The sequence below is a fragment of the Achromobacter anxifer genome (genome assembly GCF_903652925.1).
GTDB classification, from domain to species: Bacteria; Pseudomonadota; Gammaproteobacteria; order Burkholderiales; family Burkholderiaceae_B; genus Achromobacter; species Achromobacter anxifer.
The window spans coordinates 1,049,510-1,069,547 of the sequence record NZ_CAHLAR010000001.1 but is presented as its reverse complement, the minus strand read 5'-3'; the positions used below and the strand labels follow the sequence as shown (position 1 = coordinate 1,069,547).

At 68.6% G+C, this 20,038-nt stretch carries 19 protein-coding genes and 1 pseudogene; 14 read left to right on the top strand and 6 right to left on the bottom strand.

Features of this window, described 5'->3' with window-relative positions:
- Positions 1–180 precede the first annotated feature (180 nt).
- Positions 181–918: a hypothetical protein gene (locus HWY37_RS04820; RefSeq protein ID WP_176087990.1), complete on the top strand. Its 738-nt coding sequence runs from the start codon at positions 181–183 to the stop codon at positions 916–918.
- A 42-nt stretch (positions 919–960) separates the two neighbouring features.
- Here the strand turns inward: HWY37_RS04820 and HWY37_RS04815 are convergent, their stop codons facing one another.
- Together HWY37_RS04815 and HWY37_RS04810 are read right to left on the bottom strand one after the other, a co-directional pair.
- Positions 961–1,569, bottom strand: a complete 609-nt coding sequence (locus HWY37_RS04815) for a LysE family translocator (RefSeq protein ID WP_175208499.1) — start codon at positions 1,567–1,569, stop codon at positions 961–963.
- Between the two features lie 133 nt (positions 1,570–1,702).
- Complete coding sequence (locus HWY37_RS04810; RefSeq protein ID WP_176087989.1) at positions 1,703–4,306, bottom strand: carbohydrate-binding family V/XII; 2,604 nt, start codon at positions 4,304–4,306, stop codon at positions 1,703–1,705.
- A 278-nt stretch (positions 4,307–4,584) separates the two neighbouring features.
- On the opposite strand from HWY37_RS04810, the gene HWY37_RS04805 reads away from it, so the two are divergent.
- The 4 genes and pseudogenes from HWY37_RS04805 (at position 4,585) to HWY37_RS04790 (ending at position 7,050) form a co-directional block, all read left to right on the top strand.
- Positions 4,585–5,754: a phage tail sheath family protein gene (locus HWY37_RS04805; RefSeq protein WP_176087988.1), complete on the top strand. Its 1,170-nt coding sequence runs from the start codon at positions 4,585–4,587 to the stop codon at positions 5,752–5,754.
- A pseudogene (locus HWY37_RS04800) lies at positions 5,751–6,164 on the top strand (AAA family ATPase); the annotation flags it as partial. The gene HWY37_RS04805 and the pseudogene HWY37_RS04800, both read left to right, overlap by 4 nt.
- 55 nt (positions 6,165–6,219) lie before the next feature.
- Positions 6,220–6,429: a hypothetical protein gene (locus tag HWY37_RS04795; RefSeq protein WP_175208495.1), complete on the top strand. Its 210-nt coding sequence runs from the start codon at positions 6,220–6,222 to the stop codon at positions 6,427–6,429.
- An 81-nt stretch (positions 6,430–6,510) separates the two neighbouring features.
- On the top strand, positions 6,511–7,050 hold the full coding sequence (locus tag HWY37_RS04790; protein ID WP_176087987.1) for a hypothetical protein: 540 nt from the start codon (positions 6,511–6,513) through the stop codon (positions 7,048–7,050).
- A 27-nt stretch (positions 7,051–7,077) separates the two neighbouring features.
- On the opposite strand, the gene HWY37_RS04785 is transcribed toward HWY37_RS04790, so the two are convergent.
- Complete coding sequence (locus HWY37_RS04785) at positions 7,078–7,935, bottom strand: IclR family transcriptional regulator (protein ID WP_176087986.1); 858 nt, start codon at positions 7,933–7,935, stop codon at positions 7,078–7,080.
- Positions 7,936–8,261: 326 nt separating this feature from the next.
- Between HWY37_RS04785 and HWY37_RS04780 the strand changes: the two genes are divergently transcribed.
- From HWY37_RS04780 to HWY37_RS04755, 6 genes are all read left to right on the top strand, one after another.
- A complete protein-coding gene (locus HWY37_RS04780; RefSeq protein WP_176087985.1) occupies positions 8,262–9,017 on the top strand; it encodes a substrate-binding periplasmic protein in 756 nt (251 codons plus the stop codon).
- Positions 9,018–9,075: 58 nt separating this feature from the next.
- A complete protein-coding gene (locus HWY37_RS04775; protein WP_175208491.1) occupies positions 9,076–9,732 on the top strand; it encodes an amino acid ABC transporter permease in 657 nt (218 codons plus the stop codon).
- Positions 9,732–10,463: an amino acid ABC transporter ATP-binding protein gene (locus HWY37_RS04770; RefSeq protein WP_176087984.1), complete on the top strand. Its 732-nt coding sequence runs from the start codon at positions 9,732–9,734 to the stop codon at positions 10,461–10,463. Before HWY37_RS04775 ends, HWY37_RS04770 begins: the two co-directional genes overlap by 1 nt.
- 10 nt (positions 10,464–10,473) lie before the next feature.
- Positions 10,474–11,772, top strand: a complete 1,299-nt coding sequence (locus HWY37_RS04765) for an NAD(P)/FAD-dependent oxidoreductase (RefSeq protein WP_176087983.1) — start codon at positions 10,474–10,476, stop codon at positions 11,770–11,772.
- Between the two features lie 28 nt (positions 11,773–11,800).
- Positions 11,801–13,069: an NAD(P)/FAD-dependent oxidoreductase gene (locus tag HWY37_RS04760; RefSeq protein ID WP_176087982.1), complete on the top strand. Its 1,269-nt coding sequence runs from the start codon at positions 11,801–11,803 to the stop codon at positions 13,067–13,069.
- 144 nt (positions 13,070–13,213) lie between these two features.
- On the top strand, positions 13,214–14,404 hold the full coding sequence (locus HWY37_RS04755) for a M24 family metallopeptidase (protein WP_175208776.1): 1,191 nt from the start codon (positions 13,214–13,216) through the stop codon (positions 14,402–14,404).
- On the opposite strand, the gene HWY37_RS04750 is transcribed toward HWY37_RS04755, so the two are convergent.
- On the bottom strand, positions 14,397–15,362 hold the full coding sequence (locus tag HWY37_RS04750; RefSeq protein ID WP_175208775.1) for a LysR family transcriptional regulator: 966 nt from the start codon (positions 15,360–15,362) through the stop codon (positions 14,397–14,399). The two genes, HWY37_RS04755 and HWY37_RS04750, sit on opposite strands and share 8 nt — an antisense overlap.
- A 95-nt stretch (positions 15,363–15,457) precedes the next feature.
- Here HWY37_RS04750 and HWY37_RS04745 point away from each other — a divergent pair, with 95 nt between their 5' ends.
- Positions 15,458–15,988 (top strand): GAF domain-containing protein, encoded by a 531-nt coding sequence (locus tag HWY37_RS04745; protein ID WP_176087981.1) that lies wholly within the window; start codon positions 15,458–15,460, stop codon positions 15,986–15,988.
- Positions 15,985–16,956 carry a Bug family tripartite tricarboxylate transporter substrate binding protein gene (locus HWY37_RS04740; protein WP_175208773.1) on the top strand — a complete coding sequence of 324 codons (972 nt, stop codon included), beginning with the start codon at positions 15,985–15,987 and terminating at the stop codon, positions 16,954–16,956. The genes HWY37_RS04745 and HWY37_RS04740 overlap by 4 nt, the downstream gene beginning before the upstream one ends.
- Before the next feature lie 65 nt (positions 16,957–17,021).
- Here the strand turns inward: HWY37_RS04740 and trpA are convergent, their stop codons facing one another.
- Both trpA and trpB read right to left on the bottom strand, forming a co-directional pair.
- A complete protein-coding gene (gene trpA, locus HWY37_RS04735) occupies positions 17,022–17,822 on the bottom strand; it encodes a tryptophan synthase subunit alpha (protein ID WP_176087980.1) in 801 nt (266 codons plus the stop codon).
- Complete coding sequence (gene trpB / locus HWY37_RS04730) at positions 17,819–19,030, bottom strand: tryptophan synthase subunit beta (RefSeq protein ID WP_176087979.1); 1,212 nt, start codon at positions 19,028–19,030, stop codon at positions 17,819–17,821. The genes trpA and trpB overlap by 4 nt, the downstream gene beginning before the upstream one ends.
- A 118-nt stretch (positions 19,031–19,148) precedes the next feature.
- Here trpB and HWY37_RS04725 point away from each other — a divergent pair, with 118 nt between their 5' ends.
- Positions 19,149–20,027: a LysR substrate-binding domain-containing protein gene (locus tag HWY37_RS04725; protein WP_176087978.1), complete on the top strand. Its 879-nt coding sequence runs from the start codon at positions 19,149–19,151 to the stop codon at positions 20,025–20,027.
- The last annotated feature ends 11 nt before the right edge of the window (positions 20,028–20,038 follow it).

Sequence of the window (20,038 nt, the reverse complement as noted above, 5' to 3'; positions counted from 1 at the left end):
CTTCAGGGCCGCCGCTGCAAGGCGGCCGCTTCAGGGCCGCTGCTTCAAGCCTGCGGCGTCAGGCCCGCTGCGTCAAAGCCACTGCTTCAAGCCCACGGCTTTAACATATCGGCTTTCCACCACCGCATTCCCCCGCGGCTCCAGCTCGGCACCGCCGTGCCTGGAACCGCCACTCCCCCGATGAGCCACGATCCGCCATCGCGTCATGCCAACCGTCTCGCCTCCTACTACTGGAGCGGCGACGCCATGCGCAGCCGCAGCGTCAGCAGCACCGTGCTGACCGGCACGCTGGACCTGCCCGCGCCGCCCCTGCGCGTGCACGCGGATTGGGACAGGGAAATGGCCTCGCGCCTGTGCCTGGAACCCGGCGACGTGGAACAGATGCCCCTGGCGCGCACGCAGGCCCGCTGGCCGGAATACGGCCTGTGCCTGCAGGCCATGCGCGACTGGACCGGGACGCTGGGACTATCCGGCGCGCTGGCGGCCGCCGACATCGCCCTCATGGCCTGCCGCGGCGCCAGATACCACCACGACGGCGCGCAATATGGCGGCGCCGCCTTCTGCAATCTGTTCCTGAGCGACGACCGGGGCCTGGACGTGCACTTCCCGGCCGCCGGCCTGCGCATTCCGCTGGTACGCGGCACCGCCATGGTCTTCGATACCGGCCAGCCGCATGGCGTCATCCTGCGTCGCGGCAACGGCTTTCGCGAGGCCGACTTCGCGGCCGGCATGGATCTGGCTCAGCTGTTCCTGACCTGGGAGCTGCCCATCGAGGATCCGAACGTCTCGCGCGCACTCGGGATCGGCTTCGATATCGACGCCGCTACCGCGTCGCGGCTGGACGAGGAACAGGTCCGGGCGGACGGCGCGCGCGCCACGGTCGACCCGGAGTCCGGCTTGTGGTTGCTGGAGCGGTGAAACCGCTGAACTGTGCGGAACGCGCAGCTGCAACTGCCGCGCTCAGGACCCCGGCAGCGCCGCGCCCATGGCGGCGAACAGGCCGCCGCATACCTTGTTGAAGCGCCGGCCGGCGCGTTCCAGCCACGGACGCACGCGATGCGCCATGCGCGCCAGCACATACTCGACCATGAACTCGACCGCCACGAAGGTCGCCGCCATGATCACGAATTGCGTGTACAGGCTGCGGGCCGGATCGATGAACTGCGGCAGGAAGGCGCCGTAGAACAGCAGCGCCTTGGGATTGGAGATGGCCGACAGCAGGCCCTGGCTGAACATGCGTATGCCGCGTATCCGCGGCATGTCGGGCGCGGGCTGCAATTGCACACCGGGCGAACGCCAGAGCTGGATGCCCAGCCAGATCAGGTAGGCGCCGCCCGCCCACTTCAGCACCGTCAGCGCGGGGCCCCAGGCCTTGAGCAAGGCGCTGATGCCCAGCATCGACAAAGCGATCAGCGCGACGAAGCCCACCGCGCCGCCGGCGATGGTGCACAGCGCCTTGCGGTGGCCATGCAGCGCCCCATGCGTCAGGGCAAGCAGAGTGTTGGGACCGGGGGTCACGGACAAGCCAATAACGGCGACCAGGTAGATGAGCCAGCTATGCAGCGCCATGGCGGAATGCGTGAGGAATAAGGAAGCGGCCAGTCTAGTCCCGGGCCGCGGGGCTGCGCAAATGGGGCGCCAGCGACTTGCGGCGACGCCGCGTGACTGCACTCCCCTGCGAGCGCCACAAGCGGCGCCCGATTCAGCGGCGGAATCCTCCGCCATGGAACCCTCCGCCCCAGCCTCCCCTGGCGCCACCCATGCTCCCCATGCTCCGACCCTGCCAGCCGCCTCCCTCCATGCCACCCGCGCCACGCCCCTGCCAGCCTCCCTCCGCGCCCCCCATGCGGTCGCCTGAGAAATCGCGCGCCTGGCGCTGGCCGTTCAGGTAGTTGCCGCCGGATTGCGCGGCCGGCTGCACGGGCTGCCAACCCGAGCTGGTGTGCTTCTGCCAGCCGTTGTCGGTGTGCTCGTAGACATTGCCGTTGCGGTCGGCGTAGACGTTGCCGTTGTTCCAGGCCATGCCGCTGTCGGTGTTGCGGTTGTAGGTGGCGCCGCGGCGGTCCACGTTGTCCACGCCTTGGCCCGCTGTGCCTGTCGCGGTGGCGGAGGAGATGGTGCTGCGGCCGGTGTTCGAGTTGGTGCGCACGTCCTGGCGGCCCGCGGCCCATTGGCCGTCGTCGTTGGCGACCACGCCGGCGCGGCCCGCGCCGGACGCGCCGGTCGTCGGATTGGTATAGGCGTCCCGCCGTCCCGCTGCGGCGTTGCCGGTGTATTCGTTGTAAGCCGCGCCGCGCGTGCCTTCGAAGGCCGCTCCGGTCTGCGGGTTGTAGCCCTCGGCGTGAGTGCCCTGCCATTCGGTTCCGGTCCAGCCGTTCCAACCCGCCGCGTGCGTCACCACGCCGGAACCGCCCCAGGCGCCATAAACGTCGACCTGGTTCACGTTGACGCCGCCCCAGTAGGGCGCGCCCCAATAGGGCCCCCAATACGGCGCCGCGCCGCCCCAGGTCTCGCCGGCGACAAAGCCGAAGGCGAAGCCCGCGGCCATGTCGAACGCCGCGTCGTAGCCATAGCTGGGCGGATAGCCGACCCAGGTGTCCTGCACGATCACCGGCGGATACGCATAGCCGGTGCCGTAGACCACGGTGCCGTCCGGACTGACCACCACGCCCATGTAGCCGGGCGTGTAGCCGAACACCACGCTTTGCGGCGTGGAACCGTACACCTGCACATAGGTCACGTAATGCAGGGGCGAGCTGGCGGGAATCGCGTAGATGGTCGCGGGCACATGATCGGCCACGCGCCACGGGCCCAGGGGCGAATCGGCGACGAACCAGACCGCGCGCGACAGCGCGTAGTAGCGGCCTTCGGCCTGGATCACCGGCACCTGGGAATTGGCGGCGTAGTACAGCGCGGTGCCCTGGATGGGCCGCAGCGTCGGCGAACCGCCCGCATAGTCGACCTGCAGCTTCGCGTCGCTGCGCGACACCGTGGCGGTCTGCGGAATGGTCGAGGCGATGAGCGCCTCCTTGGCTTGCGGCGTGCCCGGCACCGAGGCCAGCACGCCCGACTGCGGATCCTGCGGCGGAATGCGCGCGAAGTCGCGCGGCAACTGCTTGCCGGGAACGAAGGACCAGGGGCCGTCCAGGCTGGCGCCGCGGAACCAGCGGCCGGACGCCAGCAGGTAATAGCGGTTGTCGCCGGGATTCATGAACAAGGCATGGTCGGCGTTGGCCACCGACAGCAGCGAAGTGCCCGGCACCGGCCGCAGTTCAGGCTGGCCGACGGTAATCAGCAGTTCGGCCGGCGCGGTGGAAACCACGATCGCCGGCGCGCGCTGCGGCGGCTGGCCGCCATGCGGCATGAGTGGATCGGGCGCGGCCTTGCGGCGCGCCGCGTCGGCGGCGGACAGCAGCGCGGCCGGCGGCTGGGACAGGTCCGTCCATGGCCCGGAGGCGCCGCCCGCTTCATACCAATGTCCCGCGGCCTGCAGGAAATAGCGGCCGGCGCTATTGACCAGCATCAGCGCGCGGGTGTTGACGACCCGGCGCCAGCCCGCGGCATCGGCCACCTCGGCCAAGGCGGGTTCGCCGTCGATCAGCACCAGGACGCTGGGGACGGTACGGTAGACGATGCGCGGCGGCGCGTTCTCCACCGGCACGGTCTTGGCGGCTGGATTGTTCTGGGACAGCGTATAGCTCAGTTGCAGCGCATCAAGCCGCGTGACCACGCCCTTGGCCGGCAAGCGGGCCTGCAGCAGGCTGCGCAGCTTGGCGGCCTCTTGCGGCGCCGTGGGCACCTGCACGCGCTCGACCCGGATGTCCGACAGATGCACCAGTCCCGCCGGCTTGTTGACCTCGGCCCGAGCGGAAAAATCGGCCACGCCGTAGGTCGGGCTGCCCTTGGCCGCGCCAACCGCCACCGCCATGCGGCCGGTGATGCGATCCGCGGTCCAGGTGTCGATCTGCGGCTGGTAGAGCTCGACCTTGGTGCCGTCGGGCGCCTCGAAGCTGCGCGGCCATTGCAGCGAGCGCACGGCGTCGGCCTGCGAGGCCTGCGCCTGGGATTCGGATTGGGCGGGCGCGGCCGCCGGGGTCTGAGACGGGACCTGCGACGGGACCTGCGACGGGACTTGCGACGGGACTTGCGACGGGACTTGCGGCTGGGGCTGCGCCGCCGCTGCCAGCGCCAGGCAGGCGCCGGCCACGGCCAGGGCGAGCCGCGCGCGGCGTCCGGGCGGGCCCGCAAGCGCGCAGGAGAGAGTCGGGAAAGCATGCACACGCCACATACGGGTCAGGCTATACATCTCGCGCTCCTGGGAATAAGCAACAGAACGTTAACACTCCGGAAAAGCTATTGCCCGCTTTTATCAGACCTTCTATAACGCTTCTGACTGGGCTCCCACTTTTGCCCGATTGCCTTTCCGCTGCAATAGAACTAGAAGCGCGGCGCAACGCCCGCCACATGCCGGTCCCGCCGCGCGCCGCGCCAGCGCCTGACCTCCAGCCCACGGCCCACGGGCCGTCCTCACCGAATCGCCTGCTGCAAGAACACTTCATTCAGAAGTCGTGAAAGGAGCAGTCCATGGCCCCCGTCCCGTCCCCCGGCGTGTACATCCAGGAGATGACTGGCGGTGCGCGCGACATCGCCGGCGTGCCGACCTCGGTCGCGGCGTTCGTGGGCGCGGCGCCTGACGGTCCAGCCGACACGGCGCTGCGGATCCGCGCCTTTTCCGATTATGAGCGCGCCTTCGGCGGCTTGGCCAACGGCTTCGAGCTCGGCTACGCGGTGCGCCAGTTCTTCCTGAACGGCGGCAGCGACGCCTGGGCGGTGCGCGTGGCGGCACCGGCGGACGCGCCGGACGATATGCGCGCCGCCTACGTCTCCGACCGCGCGCGGCGCCGCGGCATCTACGCGCTGGACGGCGCGGACCACTTCAACCTGCTGTGCCTGCCGGCCGTCACGGATAGCGGCGTGCTGGCCGACGCAGTTTCCTACTGCAAGGAACGGCGCGCCTTCATGATCGTCGACGCGCCGCCGGCGGCCCGCGACTCCGCCTCCATGGCGGCGGCCATGGATACCGCCCTGCCGCGTTCCGACCACGCCGCGGTGTATTTTCCCTGGACCCAGGTGGCCGATCCGCTGGCTGGCGGCCAGCCGCGACTGACGCCGCCCTGCGGCACCATAGCCGGCCTCTATGCGCGCACCGACGGCAATCGCGGCGTGTGGAAGGCGCCAGCCGGCGTCGACGCCAGCCTTGCCGGCGTGGTCTCGCTGGCCGCCGTGGTCAGCGACGACGAAAGCCGCAACCTGAATCCGCTGGGCGTCAATTGCCTGCGCACCTTCCCCGGCCGCGGCACGGTGTGCTGGGGCGCCAGGACCCTGCAGGGCGCGGACCACTTCGCCTCGGAATACAAGTACGTGCCGGTGCGCCGCCTGGCGCTCTATCTGGAGGACTCGCTGCGGCGCGGCACGCAGTGGACCGCGTTCGAACCCAACGAGGAACCGCTGTGGGCGCAGATCCGGCTGAACGCGGGCAACTTCATGAACACGCTGTTCCGCCAGGGCGCATTCCAGGGCAGCACGCCGCGCGACGCCTACCTGGTCAAGTGCGACGGCGAAACCACCACGCAGGCGGACATCGACCGGGGCGTGGTCAACATCCTGGTCGGGTTCGCCCCGCTCAGGCCCGCCGAATTCGTCGTCATCCGCATCCAGCAACGGGCCGGACAACTCGAAGGACGGCAGCCATGAACGTCCCGGCCGAAGCGCGCATCCTGGCCCTGTGGGATGACGGCAGCCAGAGCCGGGCCCAAGCCCTGGCGCAGGCCTGCGCAAGCGCCGAGGCGCTGGCGCGCGAGACGGGGCTGGAACTGCGCCGCGTCGACCTGTCCAGCATCGTCGGCAAATACATCGGCGAAACCGAAAAGAACCTGCGCCGCCTGTTCGAAGCCACGGAAGCAAGCGGCGCGATCCTGCTGTTCGACGAAGCCGATGCGCTTTTCGGCAAGCGCCCGGAAGTCAGGGACAGCCACGACCGCTACGCCAACATCGAAGTCAGCTACCAGTTGCAAGGCATGGAGTCGTACCGCGGCCTGGCAATGCAGGCCGCGAATTTGAAGTGCAACCTGGACGACGCGTTCCTGAGGCGCTTGCGCCTCGTCGTCCAGTTTCCGGTCCGCGGCCCCAGGCCGGCGCCAAGGCGACGAGAGGATACCCATGAAACCCATCATCAACGAATACGTGCACGCGCTCAACCAACCCGGCTACGACGCGGCCCGGCGCAATGCCTTCGTCGCCGCCATGGTGAGCAAGCAGCTGATGCGGCGCACGGCCGACCGGCGCAGGTCCAACGAGGTCAACCCGGCCGCGCGCGCGAACGCCATCGGCGACAACACCGAAGCGCGCGCCGGCAAGCAGGAACCCTGATTCCCCGCCCGCGCATCGCGAGCGTGCCGCACAGGACGCCGCGCGATCCGGGCAGGCCGGCGCCCACGGTATCATCGGGCGATGAACCCATACATCTCGGTCGCCATCCTGCTCGTGGGCGTCTTCGCCGCCATCGCATACCGCCGGGCACAGCGCGACGCGCCCGGCCAAGCCGGCCGGCGCCTCGGCGGCGACCTGGTCTCGGGCGGCGCGCTGTACGGCGTGGCCGCGCCGCCGATCGGAGGCGCGGGCGTCATCCTCGCCCTTACCGCCATCACGCGGGACCCGGAGACGCTGCTCATGCTGGTCTACGCCCTGCCGTGGTTCTACATCTTCGGCTTCGTTCCCGCCCTGCTGTGCGGCATCGTGGCCGGCGCGCTGCGGCCGGCGCAGCCGTCCTGGCTAGCCTGCGCCGGCATGGCGCTGATCGGCGCGGTCTACGGCTTCGTGTTTCTGCTTGGCTTCGGCAGCAGCAACAGGCCATGGCAGGAATCCTTCGGCTTCTGCCTGAGCATCGGCGCGGCGCCCGGCGCGTTCAGCGCATTCCTGTGCGCGCGCCTGCTGTACGGCAAGCCTGGCCGCCGCAACAAGCCGGACGACCAGGCGCCGCATACGGCCTGAGGCCGCCACGGCAAGGCGGCGCGAAGCTTAGGCCTTGCGCCCGCCGACCTTCCCCGGCGGCTCGGCGTGCAGGTCGCGCGCGGCCCCGCCGCCGAACGCGGTCAGGGCGCGCGGCGTGGGCGGCGAGGTGGAGATCTGCCTGGCAGTCTCCAGCATCATCGGCACGAAGCGCGACACCGCGCGCTTGACGGTCCACTTGGCCGCCGACACCGACAACTGCAGCCCCGCCACCACGCGCTGGTTCAGGTCGTAGACCGGCACCGCCAGCGCCAGATCGCCCCGGTAGTACTCCTCTTTGCAGCAGGCGTAGCCCTGCTCCCGCGACAGGTGGATCTGCGCCATCAGCTCATCCACGTCGGTCAGCGTGTTGGCCGTGTACTTCACGCGCTCGCTGGCCGCCAGCGCTTCGTAGGCCTGCTCGTCGCTCATGCCCGCCAGGTAGACGCGTCCGGTCGAGGAACAGTACATGGGGATGCGCCGGCCCACCGGCATGTGCACCAGCAGGCGCAGCGGGCTGGGGAAGCGGCCGATGTAGATCATGTCCTGGCCCGACGGCTCCGCCAGGTTCACCGTTTCGCCCGCGTTGCGGTTGAGTTCCAGCAGAAAGGGATTGGCGCGGTCCAGCAGCGGATGGGATTCCAGGTAGCGGCAGCCGGTGTCCAGCGTGCGCGAGGACAGCGAATAGCGCTTGCTGACCGGATCCTTGTTGAGCAGGCCCAGCGCTTCCAGCGTGAAGGCGAAGCGTTGCGCGGCGCTGCGGGTGATGCCCGCGGCCGCAGCGATGTCCGGCAGGCTCATGGAGGTGTGCTCGGCATCGAAGGCATCGAGCACGGCGATGCCGGTGGCCAGGGATTGGACGTACAGCGTGGAGGATTCCGGGTTCATGGCTGGGCTGAGCGGCCTGTGCCGCGAGGCTATTAGTGTTCGATACGCACAGATTGCATTCCAATTCGAATGAATGCAAGAAAAAGCGCGGGTTTCTTTGATGCATTCTACCTTTTTGGCACTGCTTTATTTCGGGAAAACCCTTAAATAAAAAGCGCTTAGCGTGATGACGGGTTTGTTGACAGGCTTTCCATGCGCGGATTATAAAATCTACATGCGATACATGCTTATCGCTATTCGATACGATAATGCGCACCTGACAGGGACGAAATCGGACGTCCAATAGACCGTGCAGGCGCGCGCTTCCGGCTTCCAAGGGGATTCCGATGCTGCACAAAGTGTTGAAAACGTTGTTGGCGACGGCGCTGTGCGCCGCCGCGCTGTCGGGCGCGCATGCCCAGACCGTCAAGGTGGGCGCCACGCCCACCGCGGTGCCGTTCAACTTCCTGGACCCGAAGACCAATACCCTGCAGGGCGTGATGATCGACATCGCCCAGGCCGTGGGCAAGCAGGCCGGCTTCAAGGCGGAAGTGATGCCCATCCCCTTCGCCTCGCTGGTGCCGGCCTTGCAGACCAACAAGATCGACATCATCGCCTCGGCCTTCGCCAAGACGCCGCAGCGCGCCGAAGTAGTGGACTTCACGCAGCTGGTGGTCGAGTACGGCGAAGCGCTGATCGTGCCGGAGAAGGACAAGACCGACTACAAGAGCATCGCCGACCTGAAGGGCAAGACCGTCGGCGTGCAGATCGGCACCCTCTACGTCGAACCCCTGAAGGCTGCGCCCGGCCTGAAGGAAGTCAAGATGTACGAAACCATGTCCGACCTGGTGCGCGACGTGGCGCTGGGACGCCTGGACGCGGCCTTCGGCGACGGTCCGGTGATCTCCTACCAGGTGCGCACCCAGGGCGTGCGCAACGTGCGCTACGTCGAAAGCTATCAACCCGCGATGCCCACCAACATCGCGCTGGCCGTGCGCAAGGGCGACACCGAGCGCGTCAAGCAGCTCAACGCCGCCATCGACGTGCTGCGCCAGGACGGCACCCTCGCCGCCATCATGAAGAAATGGGGCGTCGCGCCCTGATCCCGTGCGCCGCGGCGGCCCCCGTCGGCCGCGGCGCGCCGCCTAACAGGTAATCAAGATGTTCCAGTCTTTTTTCAGTGACGCCGCGGAGTTCTTCCCGGTGCTGATGCAGGGGGTGCTGACGACCATCGCCATCACTGCGGCGGCGCTGGTGATCGCCACGGCGCTCGGCCTGTTCTGGGCCCTGTTGCGGGTCAGCGGCGTGGCGCCGCTGTCGCACGCCAGCCGCATCCTCACCAACATCATCCGCGGCGTGCCCATCATCGTCGTGCTGTTCTACATGTACTTCGTGCTGCCGGAAATCGGTATCAGCCTGACCGCCTTCCAGGCCGGCGCGCTGGGGCTGGGCATCGCCTACTCCTCGTACATGTCGGAAGTGTTCCGCTCGGGCATCGACGCGGTCGATCCGGGCCAGTTCGAGGCGGCCCAGTCGCTGGGCATGTCGCGCGCCAAGCTGATGCGCCGCGTGGTGCTGCCGCAGGCCTTCAAGGTGGCGCTGCCGCCCTACGGCAACAACGTGGTCATGATGCTCAAGGACTCCTCGCAGACGGCGGTCATCACCGTGGTCGAGCTGTCCATGCAAAGCAAGCTGATCGCCTCCTCCACCTTCAAGAGCGCCACCATCTTCACGCTGGTCGCCCTCATGTACCTGGCCATGAGCCTGCCCATGATGTACTTCATCGGCAAACTTGAACGCCGCCTGGGCCGCCGATAATGATCAAGATCGAAAACCTCAGCAAATCGTTCGGCGCCCACCGCGTGCTGGAAGGCATCAACGCCGAAATCCAGCAGGGCGAGGTGGTCTGCCTGATCGGGCCGTCCGGCTCCGGCAAGTCCACGCTCCTGCGCTGCATCAACGGCCTGGAACGCTACGACGGCGGCCACATCACGATAGACGGCGTCACCGTGGACGCGCGCCGCAAGGAAATCCAGGACATCCGCCAGCGCGTGGCCATGGTGTTCCAGCGCTTCAACCTGTTCCCGCACCGCACGGCGCTGGAAAACGTCATCGAAGGCCCGGTGCACGTCAAGGGCGAGAGCCTGGCGTCCGCCACCGCGCGCGGCCGCGAGATCCTGACCTCGGTCGGCCTGGCCGAAAAGATGAACCACTATCCGCAGCAGCTCTCCGGCGGCCAGCAGCAGCGCGTGGCCATCGCCCGCGCGCTGGCCATGGAGCCCGAGGCCATCCTGTTCGACGAGCCGACTTCGGCGCTGGACCCGGAACTGGTGGGCGAAGTGCTGTCGGTCATGCGCACGCTGGCCGAGAAAGGCATGACCATGGTCATCGTCACGCACGAGATGGACTTCGCGCGCAACGTCTCCGACCGCGTGCTGTTCCTGGAAAACGGCCGCATCGCCGAACAAGGTCCCTCGCGCGACGTGCTGACCAATCCCCGCAACGAACGCATGCGCGACTTCCTCAAACGCGTCACCCACGCCCAGTAGCTCCGGCACCATGAACAACGATCTGTTTTCGCCCGCAGCCTCGCTGTGGGCCGCGACCGCGCCTGCGCGCGCCGCCTCGCCGGCCCTGGCCGGTCCGCTCAGCGTCGACGCCGCCGTGGTCGGCGGCGGCTTCACCGGCCTGTCGGCCGCCTGGCACCTGGCCCACGCCGGCTTCAAGGTGGCGCTGTTCGAAGCCCATGAAGTCGCCCACCGCGCCTCGGGCCGCAACGGCGGCCAGGTAGTGCCGGGCTTCAAGCCCGGTCCCGCCGCGCTGATCCGCCGCTTCGGCGCGGACGCGGCGGCCCGGATGATGCGCTTCGCCTACGGCAACGCGGACTATCTGTTCGAGCTGGCGGAACGCCTGCGCATCGATTGCTCGCCCACCCGCAACGGCTGGATCCAGGGCGCGTTTTCGGCCGCCTCGGGAACCTATCTCAAGAGCCGCGCCCAGGAACTGAATGCGCACGGCGGCGACGTCGAATACCTGGACGCCGACGCGATGCGCGCAGCCACCGGCTCGACCTTCTGGCCGGCCGGACTGCGCGAGAAACGCGCCGGCGCGGTGCAGCCGCTGGCCTTCGCGCGCGGCCTGGCGCGCGCCGCCGCCGATGCCGGCGCGGCCGTGCACGACCATTCGCCGGTATCGGCCATCGCGCCCGCGCCGAACGGCGGCGCGACGCTGACCGTCAACGGCCACGCCGTGCAGGCGCGCCACGTGGTGCTGGCGACCGATGCCTACACCGACCGGCTGTGGCCCGCCGTGGCGCAGTCCTACGTCAATGTCTCCAGCGCGCAGATCGCCACCGACCCGCTGCCGCAAGCGCTGCAGGAACAGCTGCTGCCGCTGCGCGCCGGCATCTCCGAAACGCGCAAGATCACCTACTACTGCCGCATCGATCCCGCGGGCCGCTTCGTCATCGGCGGGCGCGGCCACTCGTCCGAGCATCTGGATCCCTCGACCAGCGAACAGCTGCGCCGCGCCGCGATCGCGCGCTTCCCGCAATTGGCCGACGCCTCCTGGCGCCACGGCTGGGCCTGCCGCGTGGGCATGACCATGGACGACTTGCCGCGCGTGCACCGCCTGGCGCCTGGCATCTGGACCGCCTATGGCTATTGCGGACGCGGCGTGGCCATGGGCACGGCGCTGGGCCGCGTGCTGACCGACGCCATCCGCGGCGTGCCGGCGGGCGAACTCGACTTTCCCGTCACGCCCATCGAGCGCATGCCCTTCTACCCAGCGCGGCAATTCGGCGCCTCGCTGGCCATCAACTGGTACCGCCTGCGCGATGCGCTGGGCTATCCTGCCTGAACCCCTGCCCTGGCGCCTACACATCGTCATGACGACACAAACGCAATTTCCGGCCACGGTGGACGTGGCCATCATCGGCGGCGGCATCATAGGCGTGAGCACCGCGCTGGCCCTGGCGCGCGCCGGCGTGCGCTGCGCGCTGTTCGAAAAAGGCACGCTGGCCTGCGAACAGTCCTCGCGCAACTGGGGCTGGGTGCGCACCTTGGGACGCGACCTGCCCGAAGTGCCGCTGGCGCTGCGCGCCAACCAGCTCTGGAGCGAGATCCAGGGCCAGGTCGAGGTCGGCTACCGCCGCAACGGGCTGGTCTACCTGCAAGAGAACGAGGCCGACGCCGCGGACCATGAAACCTGGCTGGACAAGGCCCGCGCCCATGGCGTGCAGGCCGACATGCTGGGACGCGAGGCCACGCTGCGCCTGCTGCCCGGCACGGGACGCGCCTGGACGGGCGCCCTGTACAGCGCGGCCGACGGCGTGGCCGAACCGCAGATCGCCACGCAAGGCGTGGCGGCGCTGGCGCGCGAGGCCGGCGCGCTGATCTTCGAGCGCTGCGCCGTGCGCGGCGTGGAAACCAGCGCCGGCCGCGTCGACACCGTCTTCACCGAACGCGGAGCGCTGCGCGCGCAGGCGGTACTGGTGGCGGCCGGCGGCTGGTCGCGCCTGTTCTGCGGCAACCTGGGCGTGGACTTCCCGCAGCTCAAGGTGCGCGGCTCGGTGCTGCGCACCGAACCGTTCGACGCCGGGGTATCGCTGGCCATCAACGGCAAGGACTTCACCTGCCGCAAGCGCGCCGACGGCGGCTATACCGTCTCGCAGTTCTCGGCCTCGCTGGCCGAGCTGGTGCCGGACAGCTTCCGCCTGATGAGCAAGTTCCTGCGCGCCTGGATCGCCAACAATTCGCTGGTACGCATCCGCTTCAGCAAGCGCTTCTTCGAGGAACTGGCCACGCCGCGCCGCTTTCCGGCCGACCGCGAGACCCCTTACGAGCGCTGCCGAGTGCTCGATCCCGCGCCCTACAAGCGTGGCATCGACCAGGCCTGGGAGCGCCTGCTGCGCGCCTTCCCGGTGTTCCAGCAGGCGCGCATCGCGCAGTCCTGGGGCGGCTACATCGACGTGACGCCGGACGCCATGCCGGTCATCGGCCCCGTCGCCCAGGCGCCCGGGCTCTACCTGGCCTCGGGCTTCTCGGGCCACGGCTTCGGCATCGGCCCGGCGGTGGGCGAGACCATGGCCGCCCTGATCCAGGGCAAGCAGACGCCGGTGGATATCCAACCGTTCCGTTTGGAGCGCTACGCCTAGCCTTCGGCCATCGCGCTGACGGGCGCCCATGCAATAACGCTAATGGCGCCCTCAGCTTTTTTCATTGGGCACGCATAACCCCCTTCCCCATAATCGGCCGGATGCCATCGCGCAACGACTGACCCCAACCCGGAAAGGAAAGACATGCCCAAGCTCAGCAACGCCGTCTGGCGCTATCGCCACGAAAAAATGACGGCACTGATGGACGACCTGGCCGTCGATGCCATCGTGTTCACCTCGGCGGATTTCTTCCAGTTCGCCACCAACTTCCACACCGACGTCCTGCCCTGGGAACGCCCCATCTTCGCGGTGGTGCCGCGCAATGGCACGCCCTTCCTGGTAATGAACGAACTGTCGACCCATCACATGCGCTTCTCGCAAGAGCAAGGCAAGGTCTGGATCACCGACATCACCTACTACGCGGAGCACCCGCGCGTCACCGACCGCCTGCCCTTGATTACCCAGCTGCCGGAAGTGCTGGCGGAACGCCTGCGGCAGGCCGGGCTGGCGCGTTCGCGCATCGCGGTCGAAGGCGGCAGCCCCGTGCTGGCGCAGTTGGGCCGCCTGTTGCCCGACCTGACGCTGCGCGCGGCCACGGCGGAATGCCGTTCGCTGCGCTGGCAGAAGCACGAGGAAGAAATTGCCGTGATGGCGGCCGCCGCGTCGATCTCGGACTGGATACAGGACCGGTACCGCGAGAACATCCGCCCCGGCCGGCTGGTCCAGGAACTGGATTTCGCCATGGCCTCGCTGTTCGTGCAGGAAGCCGCCGAACGCTTTCCGGGCGAGCAATTCGAAGTCATCCGCTGCTGGACGCTGAGCGGCCCGGCGTCCGCCTCGCCGCATGGCGACGGCGCCTCCTGCGGCGCGCGAATCAAGGAAGGCGACGTGCTGGTCAACATCGTCATCCCGCGCCTGAACGGGCTGACCATCGAGAATGAGCGCACCTGGTTTTGCGGCGCGCCCTCCGCGGAGCAAACCCGGCTCTGGTCCGCGGCCAAGGCCGCCAACGAAGCGGCCATCGCCGCGGCCCGCACCGGCAATCCGGTGTGCATGATGGACGCCGCCGCGCAGGCCGAGATCGAAAAGGCCGGCTACGCCAACTTCATCCGCCATCGCACCGGGCATGCCGTCGGCATCATCCACCACGAATACCCGGAAGACATGGCCTTCTGCCAGCGTCCGCTGCTGGCCAACGAGGTGTATTCCGCGGAGCCTGGCATCTACGCCTATGGCATAGGCGGATTCCGCCTGGACGATACGGTAGTGGTGGGCGATACGCCGCGCGTGCTGACCGGCACGCCCAAGACGCTGGAATACGCCACCGTCAGGTAGGCTGGCCGGCCCCGGACGCTTCCTGCGCGAGATCCTGCGCCTCGTCGCGCAGGATTTCACGCAACCAGGGCAGCACGATGCTGGGCGAATCCGCGGCCCACAGCATGCCTATGGGACCGAACTCCAGGCGCGTCGGCGCCTGCACGATGCTGATGAGGTTGAGCCTTTCGTACATGTGGGCCACGGAGCTGGCCAGCGTCGCGACGTACTCCCTGTCCTGCAGCAGCGATAGCAGGGCCACCAGCGAACTCGTTTCCACCGCGGGCTTGGGCGGCGTCAGGCCCGCGTCCACCAGCGCCTGGTCCAGCCTGACGCGCGACAGCACGCCCGGCGGCGGCAGGATCCAGGGATAGCCCTGCGTGTCCGCCCACTGCGGCGCGGCCAGGCCGGCCAGCGGATGTCCGCGCCGCGCCACCAGGCTGAAGCTGTCCGTCATCAGCCACTGTCCGCACAAGCCGGAGCGGCTGGCGCGCAGATCCAATGGCCCGATGATGAGATCGATCTCGTGGCGCGCCACCCGTTCGATCAGCGGATCCAGCAGGCCTTCGACCAGTTCGATCTGCACGTCCGGCGCGCGCTGGTGCAGCGTGGCGATGGCGCGCGGCAACAGCACCGGCGCGGCCGACAGGATGGTGCCGATATGCAGGCGGCCGGCGACGCCGGCCTTGACCGCCTCGATCTCCTCGCCCGTGCGCGCGGTGTCGCCCAGCACGCGGCAGGCGTAGCGCCACAACGAGCGCCCCGCTTCGGTCAGCGCCAGCGTCCTGCCGCGCGCGAACAGCGGCGTGCCCACCATGTCTTCCATATCGCTCAGCCAGTGCGACAGCGCGGGCTGTGTCATGTGCATGGCCTTGGCCGCGGCCGTGACGGTTCCGGCCTTTTCCAGGGCGATCAGCACTTCCAGATGGCGCAGCTTCAGGCGCCGCGTCCAGAGCAATTCGGAGAGAGGGGCAATCATGCGGAAATGGTAATGGATATCTCAGGTTTATTCATTGGCCGTCTATGGGCTTCATGCCCAAAATGGGCACCTCCCGAATCGCCCCAGATGGCCCCATGACCGCAGTCTCCATTTCCTCCGAATCGTCCCTGCAAGCCGTGGCCTGCGGCCTGGCCCTGGACGGCCAGCCCGGCGCCGGCCTGCGCGCGCTGGGCCTGGCACTGCAGCAGCGCATCGGCTACCGCCTGTTCACCGTGCTGGTACTGGACTGGGAGGCGGGCCTGAACCGTCGCTACTACTCCAGCCAGCCCGCGGCCTATCCCGCCGGCGGCAGCAAGCCGATGCGCCAGGACAGCGAATTCTTCGCCACCGTGGTGCAGCAAGGCGAAGCGCGCCTGTGCATGGATCGCGACGACTGCGAACGGGCCTTTCCCGACCATGAACTGATCGCCTCGCTGGGCTGCGCCAGCGCCGTCAACGTGCCGGTGCGCTGGAACGGACGGACGCTGGGCTCATTGAATCTGCTGCACCAGGCCGGCTGGTACCGGCGCGACATGCTCGCGGAACTGGGCTGGTACGCGGCGCTGGCCATACCCGTAGTACAGGACATCATCCGAACCTCCCAAAACCACAAGGGGAAATCATGAAGCGCCTACGCAGCCATATCGCCGCCCTGCTGTTGTGCCTGGGCCCCGCCGCCGTCCAGGCGGCGCCGGACGCCTACCCGGCCAAGCCGATCACCATCGTCTATCCCTACGCGCCCGGCTCCGCTTCCGACACGCTGACGCGCCTGATCGCGGAGTCGCTGCAAAAGCAGCTGGGCCAGCCCGTCATCGTCGAAAGCCGGCCGGGCGCCGGCGGTTCGATCGCCACCGAGCACGTGGTGCGCGCGGCGCCCGACGGCTATACGCTGCTGCTGTCGGCCAGCGGCACCATCGCCGTCAATCCGCACATCTACAAGCTGCGCTACCAGCCGGTGAACGATCTGGCGCATATCTCCATCGCGGTGGAAGTGCCCTTCGTCTTCGTGGTCAACAAGGACTTCCCCGCGCAGGACTATGCCGCCTTCCAGGCGCTGGCGCGGCAAAAGCCCGCAGGCCTGACCTCCGCCAACGCCGGCCTGGGCACGCAGGCCCACCTGACGCAGGCCGCCTTCGCCAAGCAGGCCGGCCTGAATCTGAACATCGTCGCGTACAAGGGCGCCGCGCCCGCCGTCAACGACCTGATGGGCGGCCACATCGATTCGATGATGGACAACGCGGCCTCGCAGATTCCCTACGTCAGCGCGGGCAAGACCACGGCCCTGTTCGTCACCAGCGACTATCGATTCGACGGCTATCCCAAAGTCCCCACCGCCAAGGAGCTGGGCATCACCGGCCTGGTGCCGGCGGGCTGGTTCGGATTGGCCGCGCCCAAGGGCACGCCCGATGCCGTGATCGAAAAGTTGCACGGCGCGCTGGTCGCCGGACTGAGGGGCGCGGACACCGAACGCAAGCTCAAGGATCTGGGCTGGGTCATCGTCGCCAACACGCCGCAACAGGCCAGGGAACGCGCGCAGGCGGATTTCACCCGCCTGGGAGAGGTCGCGCGGGACATCGAGCTCAAGGTGCAGTGACATGCGCCGGGGCTGACATGCTCCGGGCTGACATGCTCCGGACTGACATCGGCCGGGCGGCCTGACTATGCGGCGTCCCCTCGTTGCCGCAACGCCGCCGCCAGCTCGCGCACTTCGTCCAGGGCGCCCGCCACGCCTTGCTCGGCCAACACCTGCGCCAGCCGCGAACCCACCACGACCAGATCGGCATGCCTGGCGACGAGCCGGGCTTCGTCGGGCGAACGCACGCCGAAGCCCGCGGCCACCGGCAAGCGCGTGTGCGAACGCAGGCGGTCCAGGTCGCGCGCGATGCGGCGCTCGTCGGGCAGGTCCGCGCCGGTCGTGCCGGCCAGCATGATGTGATAGACGAAGCCGCTTGCGTCCGCCAGCAGGCTGGCGAGCCGCGCGTCCTCGGAAGTCGGCGCCGACATGCGGATCAGGTGCAGGCCTTGCGCGCGCGCCTCCTGGCCAAGTTCGTCGGCATGCTCCACCGGCAGGTCGATGATGATCAGCCCGTCCACGCCCGCCGCGGCCGCGTCCGTGATGAAGGCCGGCACGCCGTGGCGCAGGATGGGATTCAGGTAGCCCATCAGCACCAGCGGCGTGTCCGCATCCTTCTTTCGGAAGTCACGCACCAGGGCCAGCGTGCGCATCAAGGTCTGGCCGCCGGCCAGCGCGCGCACGTTGGCCTGTTGCAGCACGGGACCGTCCGCGACCGGATCGCTGAACGGCATGCCGAGTTCGATCACGTCGGCGCCCGCCGCGCGCAGGCCGCGCAACAGCTCCAGGCAGGCGCCGGGATCGGGATCGCCCGCCGCGAAATACGTGACCAGGCCGCTGCGGCCGGATTGGCGCAGCGCGGATAGAGTGTGGTCGAGCCGTGTCATGCCGCTACCTCCTCGCCAAATTGCGTCACCGTGTCCAGGTCCTTGTCGCCGCGTCCGCTCAGGCACACCACCAGGATCTGGTCGCGCGCCAAGCGCGGCGCAAGCTCGCGCACATAGGCCAGCGCATGCGCGCTTTCCAGCGCGGGCAGGATGCCTTCCTTGCGCGTCAGCCAATGAAAGGCCGCCACGGCCTGCGCGTCCGTCACGGACACGTAGTCCACGCGCCCGCGGTCATGCAGCAAGGCATGTTCGGGGCCGACGCCCGGATAATCGAGCCCCGCCGAGATCGAATGCGCGTTCACGATCTGCCCGTCGCCGTCCTGCAGGTAGTAGCTGCGGCAGCCGTGCAGCACGCCTTCATGGCCTGCGCTGATGCTGGCCGCGTGCGCGCCGCTGGCCAGGCCCAGCCCGCCGGCTTCGACGCCGTACAAGCGCACGTCCTCCAGCTCCAGGAAGGGATAGAAAAACCCCATGGCATTGGAGCCCCCGCCCACGCAGGCCACCATGGCATCCGGCATGCGTCCCGTCTTGGCGGCGATCTGCTGGCGCGTTTCCTCGCCTATCACTTTCTGGAACTCGCGCACCAGCCAGGGATAGGGATGCGGCCCCGCGCCGGTGCCCAGCAGGTAATAGGTGTCGGCGGGATGGGCGATCCAGTCACGCAGGGCTTCGTTCATCGCATCCTTCAGCGTGGCCGTGCCCGCGTGGACGGCGCGCACCTCGGCGCCCAGCATGCGCATCCGGCGCACGTTGACGGACTGGCGCGCCATGTCCTCGGCGCCCATGTAGACCACGCATTGCAGGCCATGCAGGGCGCAGACCGTGGCGGTCGCCACGCCGTGCTGCCCCGCGCCGGTTTCCGCGATGATGCGGCGCTTGCCCATGCGCCGGGCCAGCAGGATCTGGCCCAGGCAGTTGTTGATCTTGTGCGCGCCGGTGTGGTTCAGGTCTTCGCGCTTGAGGTAGATCTGCGCGCCGCCCAGTTCCTGCGTGACGCCCTGGGCCAGGAACAAGGGGCTGGGCCGGCCCACGTAGTCGGCCAGCATGCCGCGGTAGGCCTGCCAGAAATCCTCGTCCGCCAACGCCGCCTTGAAATGGCGTTCCAGCTCGTCCAGGGCGGGGACCAGCGTTTCGGGCATGTAGCGGCCGCCGTAAGGGCCGAACTGGCCGCGGCCGTCGGGCGCGTCCGGATGAGAGAAAGATGGCATGGCTCTGTTCTTCCGTGGCAAATAGGGCAGGAATTTTTCCTTATGCTATCTTCGATAAAAACTTATTTGAATCAATGATTTGTTTATCAATCATGTAAGTACAACTAACAGATAAAGCATGCGACGACTGCCCTCTCTCAACGCCTTGCGCTTCTTCGACAGCGCGGCCCGCCAATCCAGCTTCACGCTGGCCGCCAAGGAGCTGTGCGTGACCCACAGCGCGGTCAGCCAGCAGATCCGGCAACTGGAGGAATGGCTGGGCTGCGCGCTGTTCGAACGCCGCGCGGGCCGCGTCCAGCTGACCGCGGCGGGGCTGGACCTGCAGCGCGCCGCGCATGACGCGTTCGACCTGCTGGAACGCCGCTGCGACGAGCTCAAGCGCAGCACCCAGCCCGCGGAACTGGCGGTGGGCGCGCCGGCCAGCTTTCTTTCCAACTGGCTGATCCCGCGGCTCGAACGTTTCGAAGCCGCGCATCCGGACATACGCATCCGGCTGCAGACGGCCGCCGACGCCGCCCTGCTGAACACGCAGCGCGTGGACGCGCTGATCCTGGCCGGCCGCGACTGGCCCGGGGAATGGGACGTCACGCCGCTCTTCGCCGAAACCATAGGCCCGGTCTGCACGCCCGCCTGGGCCGCGCGCATCGCCAAGCCGGCCGACGTGCTGGACGCGCCATTGCTGCACACCAGTTCGCGGCCCGACGCCTGGAAGGACTGGGCGGCGCACCAGGGCATGGCGCTGGCGCCGCGGCAGCCGGGGCGTGAATTCGACCATCTGGGCCACATGCTGGAAGCCGCCGCGGCGGGCCTGGGCGTCGCCATCGCGCCCGCCGTGCTGGTCGAAGCCGAGCTGCATCGCGGCCGGCTGGCCGCCCCGCTGGGTTTCGTCGAAAGCGGCGCAGCCTTCAGCCTGTGCCTGCGCCAGGACGCGCGACGCGCCGACGCCGCGCCGCAGCGCTTGCGCGACTGGCTGCTGGCCAGCGCCGGAGCGCAGTGACCCCGGCCGCG